The 7275-nt window shown below is 41.1% G+C and carries 7 protein-coding genes and 1 pseudogene; all 8 read right to left on the bottom strand.

All coding sequences use genetic code 11. From position 1 onward, the window contains the following. A pseudogene (locus tag L4C39_RS00730) lies at positions 1-98 on the bottom strand (CatB-related O-acetyltransferase); the annotation flags it as partial. Between the two features lie 824 nt (positions 99-922). Next, positions 923-1327 (bottom strand): GFA family protein, encoded by a 405-nt coding sequence (locus L4C39_RS00725; protein ID WP_429743846.1) that lies wholly within the window; start codon positions 1325-1327, stop codon positions 923-925. Positions 1328-1465: 138 nt separating this feature from the next. After that, entirely contained in the window at positions 1466-2368 is a 903-nt protein-coding gene (locus tag L4C39_RS00720) for a hypothetical protein (RefSeq protein ID WP_429743844.1), read from the bottom strand. A gap of 2123 nt (positions 2369-4491) precedes the next feature. Next, on the bottom strand, positions 4492-4905 hold the full coding sequence (locus tag L4C39_RS00715) for a GFA family protein (RefSeq protein ID WP_429743842.1): 414 nt from the start codon (positions 4903-4905) through the stop codon (positions 4492-4494). A 175-nt stretch (positions 4906-5080) separates the two neighbouring features. Further along, the gene (gene def / locus L4C39_RS00710; RefSeq protein WP_429743840.1) at positions 5081-5584 is read right to left on the bottom strand and encodes a peptide deformylase; all 504 of its coding nucleotides are present in this window, start codon (positions 5582-5584) and stop codon (positions 5081-5083) included. Between the two features lie 146 nt (positions 5585-5730). After that, a complete protein-coding gene (locus tag L4C39_RS00705) occupies positions 5731-6252 on the bottom strand; it encodes a GNAT family N-acetyltransferase (protein ID WP_429743838.1) in 522 nt (173 codons plus the stop codon). Positions 6253-6420: 168 nt separating this feature from the next. Then, positions 6421-6855 (bottom strand): GNAT family N-acetyltransferase, encoded by a 435-nt coding sequence (locus tag L4C39_RS00700; protein WP_429743836.1) that lies wholly within the window; start codon positions 6853-6855, stop codon positions 6421-6423. A 148-nt stretch (positions 6856-7003) separates the two neighbouring features. Then, positions 7004-7275, bottom strand: a 272-nt coding sequence (locus L4C39_RS00695) for a SpoIIAA family protein (RefSeq protein ID WP_429743834.1), incomplete at its 5' end; no start/stop codon positions are given.

Genomic DNA, 7275 nt, shown 5'->3' with positions numbered 1-7275 from the left:
CAATCACTGTAATAACTGTGAGTACCTTTGATAGAAATATTAGGGTTAGTTACCACCTCATGGAGTAACTGAAATTTTGACCAATGCTTTTTTTGCATACGAAACCTCAAGCAAATGTTAAATAATAAGAATTATTGAAATAACACTATGCCGTCAGTGAATGCGAGGCTGCTTTAAAAGAGGAATAAGTTTCATAAAAAACACCGTAAAGTGGAAGAAATTGATGATAGCACATAACGCCGCGTTAAGTGGCGAGCAACGCTACCACTGCACTCAAGACATTATGCCATAAACACTGATGCATATCTTTGAACTAAAGCCGCCAAGCGTTGGGAGTCCGTCTTAAACGCTTTGTTATATTGCCCGCACGACAGAGCCAAGTTTAGCGCCAAGGTGCTGAATTGGTTACAAATCTACTGGCTTTGAACTCAGAAGTAAAATGGATAGTTCGAAACTCAATTATAGACAACAAAACGCACTTGGCTAAGAAACGAAATGAGCTGAAATTGGAGTAATTCGATTAGCCAAAGTGGCAAAGAATTCGAACGAGAAACCTGACGACAAAGCGCGCTGAAACCACAATTTTCAATGAAGTTTCCACGAAAAAGAAGCCGCGCAAAATGAACTTGAGCCAACAAAACTTACTAACGAGGAGACTTGCGTGACGTTGCAGCTAATTAGCCGACAAACTTTCTACGTGCGATGGTCATTTTGATGGCATTTTTCACGAAAAGAACAGGTGTGTAGTTCGGACGCAGAACAAAGATAAACGAATAATTTAACCCTTTGAATCTTATGCAATATAACGCCCAATTAAGGTGCGACAACGCTATAACACCCAAGCTAAACCATTGCACCGTAAACACAAAATTCAAACCGGAGTGAAGCCGCCAAGCGTTAGGAGTCACTCTTAAATTGTTTGTTATGAAGCAGTTCTATCGGCTGGATGATTAACCCCGTCGTTTGTAACTACATCACCTAAATCAAATGGATTTACGCCCTCAAGACAGCCAATATTGAAACCATATTCTGTGGGATTTGAGCGACGTTGGTGATGAGTATAAATACCACAATTTGAACAGAAGTAATGTTTCGCTGTATTCGTGTTAAATTGATAAAACTTCAGAAATTCTTGTCCTTCAACGATTCTAATACCACTCAAATCGACGGAACCAACAATTGCGCCTTTTCTTCGGCAAATTGAGCAATCGCACCTTCTAGGATTTTCGATCCCATTTGGTAATGTTAATTCAAGAACTACCGAACCGCAGTGACACGTAGCTCTATGTTTTAGCTTAATTTTTGTATTTCCAACTTGATCAATCATACTTAAAGCCTCCATGCTTCATAACGCCCTGTTAAGGGGTGAGCAACGCAATACCGAAGCCGCCGCATACCACCTTACACACTAAAACCAACGCATAGTGAAAATGCCACGCGTTGCGAATCCCTCTTGAACAGTTTGTTATACGGTGGGAACTTCTCCCATCTGTTTTAGATTAACAAGCGTTGTCATGAACTCTACTGCATTGTATTCACTGGATACTTTTGGCTCTTCAGCATTCCTTAGGCGGAACTTGCCGTAAACTAAAAACTGTTTGTCAAAATCAATTATGGGCAATTTTAGTTTTTTGGAAATCCGGATTATTGGATAGTATTTAGTACCTTTTACATTCTTGGGTTTACACTCAAAGTATTCAAAGTCGTCAACCACACCAGAAAAAACTTTGCGAGTAATTTGAAGATCAATCGCTGCATTTACGTATTTATCTTTAGTAAGGCAATGCTGAAAGTAACGGTATTGTCCAATGCCAAAGAAAAAGTCTTTCCACTTAACAGTGCTTTTATTAACCTTTATTTCGAGGCTATCCCTTTCTTTAGGGTTTTCCTTTCCATATATATACAGCTTCGCAAGATCACTACAGGCTTTGACGTAACAGGGCATCTTACCCTTGTTATAGAAAACACGTTTAGTAGTATCTTCGGGAAGCTGGTCGGCAAAAAATTCTTCTTTTTGCTTTAACTGAGAAGCTTCGTCATGGTTTAAAATATGAACCCGAAATAAAGTCTCACCGTCTGCGATTGCGTCTTCGACATTGGAAGTTCCAATTTTCGCCTCAATTTCGTAGTTACCTGAGGTTTTAAAACTGCAGCTATCTGAGTGATCGAAGTTTTGATAAAGACGAAAGATAGCAGGAATTAACTTGCCGGTGTTTCGCCTTTTATGACCAACAACATGTGTAACTCGTGTCCCACAACCTCTACCTCCGCAAAAAATTGGTGTCGGATAGCCTAGATCTTCATACTGATCGATGTAAATCGTATTCCCTATCCTGTCTTTGACAAACGGAATTGCAACTCCGCTCATGTTAAATTACCTCCGTATAACGCCGCGTTAAGTGGTGAGCAACGCCTACCACCCTACTTAAACCATTGTGACATAAACACTTAAATTGAAGTAAGCCGAAAACGCCATGCGTTGGGAATCCGTCTTAAACGCTTTGTTATGTTTTAACACAAACGACTGATTTATTTGGCAAAGAACTGCCATACAGACTGAGATTTCTGAACCAAATCACAAGCTCGGATTCATTTGACCGCCAGACGCGCCAAACACAAAACAAGTAAGCCCATTTCCCTGCCAATGAGGCAACTCGATACGCTTTCAACAAGCGCCCTTTCTTAGCAAAAGCAGCGCAGAACAATGGCGATTTGCCGAAGCAACTGCCAAGGTTATTGGCTGATTGTGAAATAAGCCCAAAGCGACTTTAAGCCAGAGAAACAAGACGATAAAACCACCCTGAAATCTGAATGAAGCAACCCACGAATTTTGCATGTTTTACGGGTTAAATAATTCAAGAATGGGACTGACAATAGTGATTTTCTGAGTCTACTCCCAACGAATAGCTAAAGGGGCAAAGAACGATTCAAAGGCATTTAAGCCATTGAAATCCTAGTAAAACATAACGCCGCGTTAAGTGGTGAGCAACGCTACCACCCTGCCTAAACCATTGTGACATAAACACTTAAACCGAAGAAAGCCGGAAACGCCAAGCGTTGGGAATCCGTCTTAAACGCTTTGTTATGTTCGTAATTTACAGCGTGAGCCTAACTTCAAAAGCCACAGATTCAGAGGAAGTAATAGTATGCTGCCAACTGCCCATAAAACACCATGCAGATAAGGAAAAGCAACTAATATCATTCCTTGATTTCTCATTTTTCACCTTAGAACATAACGCCGCATTAAGTGGTGAGCAACGCCTACCACCAAGCCTAACCCATTGTGACATAAACACTTAAACTCAAGTAAGCCGAAAACGCCATGCGTTGGGAGTCCGTCTTAAATGCTTTGTTATGTAAATTCAGCCACATAAGCCCAAGTTACCACGAAAAACCAAGCCTGTACGACCGAAGAAATAGCCAAAACAAAAGAACCCAACAGTGTTCACGAATTTGCAGAGCCAGCGATGTTACAAACCAAGCTGCAACAAGCGAAAAATAGTGATGACCAGCAATCGAAGATGCCTTTGAATCTGGGAAATCTAACGAAGGAAACCATCAGCAAATGGAGACTTTCGTTAGCCTTGCCCTTTCCACATTTTGAGCCCGTAAAACTAACCACGAACCAACACTGAAACTGAATGAGGAAACTCACGAACCTTGGCATGTTTTACCGCTAATTAGGCAAAGAATCGGGAGAGAAAGGGCTGATTTTGACGAAGATGAAAACCGATGGGTGGAGAGAGCGAATAAACAGAATAATACCGATTTTACCCGCTTTACATAACGCCGCATTAAGTGGTGAACAACGCAACCACCCAAGCCTGAACCTTGCCACATTTAACACTAAAGCTGACCTAAGCTGAAATCGCCAAGCGTTGAGAATCCGTCTTAAATGCTTTGTTATGTTTTAACACAAACGACTGATTTATTTGGCAAAGAACTACAATATAGACCTAGATTTCTGAACCAAATCACAAGCTCGAATACACTTGACCGCCAGATGCGCCAAACCAAAAACGAGTAAGTCCTCTTCCCTGCTAATGAGGCAACGCGATCAAGCCGAAACAAGCGCCCTTTCTTAGCAACAACAGCGCAGAACAATGGTTATTTGCCGAGACTACTGCCAAGGTTATTAGCTTATTGGGAAATATACCCAAAGCGACTTTGAGCCAGAGAAACAAGATGACCAAACCACCCCGAAATCTGAATGAAGCAACCCACGAATTTTGGCATATTTTAAGGGGTAAGTGATTCAAGAATTAGGGAAGACAATAGTGATTTGCTGAGTCTACTCCCAACGAATAGCCAAAGGGGAAAAGAACGATTCAAAGGCATTTAAGCCATTGAAATCCTAGTGAAACATAACGCCGCATTAAGGTGTGAGCAACGCTGCCACGGACCTAAACCATTGCGCCGTAAACACGAAACCCAAACTTGAACTGAAGATGCCAAGCGTTGGGAATCACTCTTAAATGCCTTGTTAGCTGCTTACTCTCCACTTTCAAAGTGAGCAAAAACTTCCGCACCAGTCATATTTTGTGTTTCATTTTTAAATTCGTAGTATTCGGGCCTTTCATCAATGAATATTTGATGAGTTAACTTGTAGTCATCCTCTGACATCAATAGCCCAACAGGAAGATGATACTGATTATTTGGCACTAAAAAGTAGAATAAATGAGTACCACATTTACCGCAGAAACCTCTTTCAGCCCAATCTGATGATTGATATCTAACAACATTTGATTGACCTGATATTTTAACTGAATCAGCGCAATCAATAGCTAACATCGGACCGCCTGACCAAGTTCTACACATACTACAATGACAAGCAGCCAATTCGTTACTAGCGTACTCGACTTCCAATTTCACCGAGCCACATAAACACTTCCCTTTACCTTTCATGAATCCTCCAATCTTAGCAATGTGTGTGAAAATTATCGCCAGCTAACGCCCAATTAAGGGGTGAACAACGACTCCACCCAAACCTAAAGCATTGTGCCATAAACACTAAATTTGAAGTAGAAGCAAAAATACCAAGCGTTGTGAATCCCTCTTAAATTGCTTGTTATGAGCGGGGTTAAGAGTTCGCTTTAACGTACTTTTTAACCTTTTTCATTGCCATTTGACGCTTAAGTGGTGAAAGATAGTCAATAAACAAGTTACCCGACAAATGATCTATCTCGTGCTGCATTACGATTGCTAGAAACTCATCACTTTCGATGGTAATCGGCTTACCTTCGCGATCTAACGCAGACACAATAACTGAAGTAAAACGCTCTACGTCTGCATAGTAATCAGGAACTGATAAACAGCCTTCTTGACCCAATGCTTTATCCGAGCCACTAACCACTTCAGGGTTGACCATAATTAACGGTTCATCTCGACTTTCTGAAAGGTCGATAATTACAACGGCCTCTTTTCGACCAACTTGAGTCGACGCCAAACCAATACCATTGTCAGTCGCATATAACGTTTCCAACATGTCGTCTATTAATGTTTGTACCGTCGAGAGATCTTGCACCTTTTCCGCTTTGACCTTAAGCCTTGGGTCTGGTGCAGTCAGAATTTCTAAAACTGCCATACTTTCCTTCTAATTCTTGGAAGCTCATAACGCCCAATTAAGGTGCGACAACGCTATAACACCCAAACTAAACCATTGCACCGTAAACACTAAATTCAAATCGGAGTAAAATCGGCAAGCGTTAGGAGTCACTCTTAAATTGTTTGTTAGTTGCGTTCTAACCACTCCGAGCGCAACACACCATATTTGACTGAATCATAATACTCACCATTGTAATAGCGAACTTTTCGCAGCCTAGCTTCTTGCTGAAAACCCAACTTCAAAGCTAATGACATCATTCGAGGATTACCCGACCAAGTAGTAAAACCAACCCTTTCAATTTCCTTACTTTCGAACAGATACGACACCCATAACGGAATCGCTAACGCAGCAATGCCTTTACCCCAATACTCTTTATCGTAAATAATAACACCAGCTTCAAGCCAACGAGTTTCTTCACATTCCCAGTAACAACTAACCATTCCAACTGGAATATCATCGACTGTAATCAATTGAGAGTCTAAACCCGATAAAAGACGCTGAAATGAAGAGTGTTTAAACTGTTCTAAGGATGGGTGTGAATATGGAAAATATGGACCATTAAACTTAGTCCATTCGTCATTTGAGATAACCAAGGCATGGATAAACTCCAGCTCATGTTCTCTTGCAGGTCTAATATTTACTTTCATTTCTTACGCGAAACTCCTTGATTCTTTGTAGCAAACTAACGCCGCGTTAAGTGGTGAACAACGCTACCACTGCACTCAAGACATTATGCCATAAACACTGATGCATATCTTAAAACTGAAGCCGCCAAGCGTTGGGAATCCGTCTTAAACGCTTTGTTATACGCGTGGTTAAGTCCTAAGTGAGATACTCATTACGCTATGATTTGGCTCACTTTCAATATCAACCACCGACCAACCTAGAGACTGGTACAACGGGGGGACATTTGTATAAGCATACAGATTACTTTGAAGCGTTTCTGATACTTGCTCAACACCTCGATTAATCAACTCACTAGCAATGCCCTGGCCGCGCAACTCTGGCGAAACAAAGACAGCATTAAACCAAATGACATCTGAACTTCCATGTGGCTCTTTAAAACGAGAATAAGCCAATCCACCGATAACTTCGTTGTTTATCAAAGCGACCAAAACAGGAGGAAGATTAGCTTCAGGTTTATAGGTATCAACGAAGAAAAAGTCAGACCATTCACTTTGAAATAACCTTTCTAGATCAGCCCAATGCGGACTATTCTCATCACAAACTCTGAATACTAACTTGTTCATATTCGATTATTTCCTAAAAGCGTATAACGCCCAATTAAGGTGCGACAACGCTGTAACACCCAAGCTAAGCCACTGCACCGTAAACACAAAATTCAAATCGGAGTGAAATCGGCAAGCGTTGGGAGTCACTCTTAAATTGTTTGTTATGTTAATCAGTTAGCCACTGCACTGCCGACTCGTAGCTACCAAATGATTCCATTTCACCTGATATAAACCAACTACCTATTTTGGCGGCTAGCTCCTGCCAATTCTTATCACCGTAGATGGCTATTTTCTCAATATTAAAGCCGACCTTTAACCCAAGCTGAAAATCATCCCACGCAGCCCGAAGCTCCCAACCTGAAAACTCAGTAATATCGACCAACATTTTTATATGCTTTGAGTTGATACCCTTTAAGCTAGAATCCAAGACAGGAACAA

This window comes from Vibrio clamense (genome assembly GCF_050337905.1).
Taxonomy (GTDB): Bacteria; Pseudomonadota; Gammaproteobacteria; order Enterobacterales; family Vibrionaceae; genus Vibrio; species Vibrio cortegadensis.
This window is presented reverse-complemented; position numbering and strand designations above follow the sequence as displayed.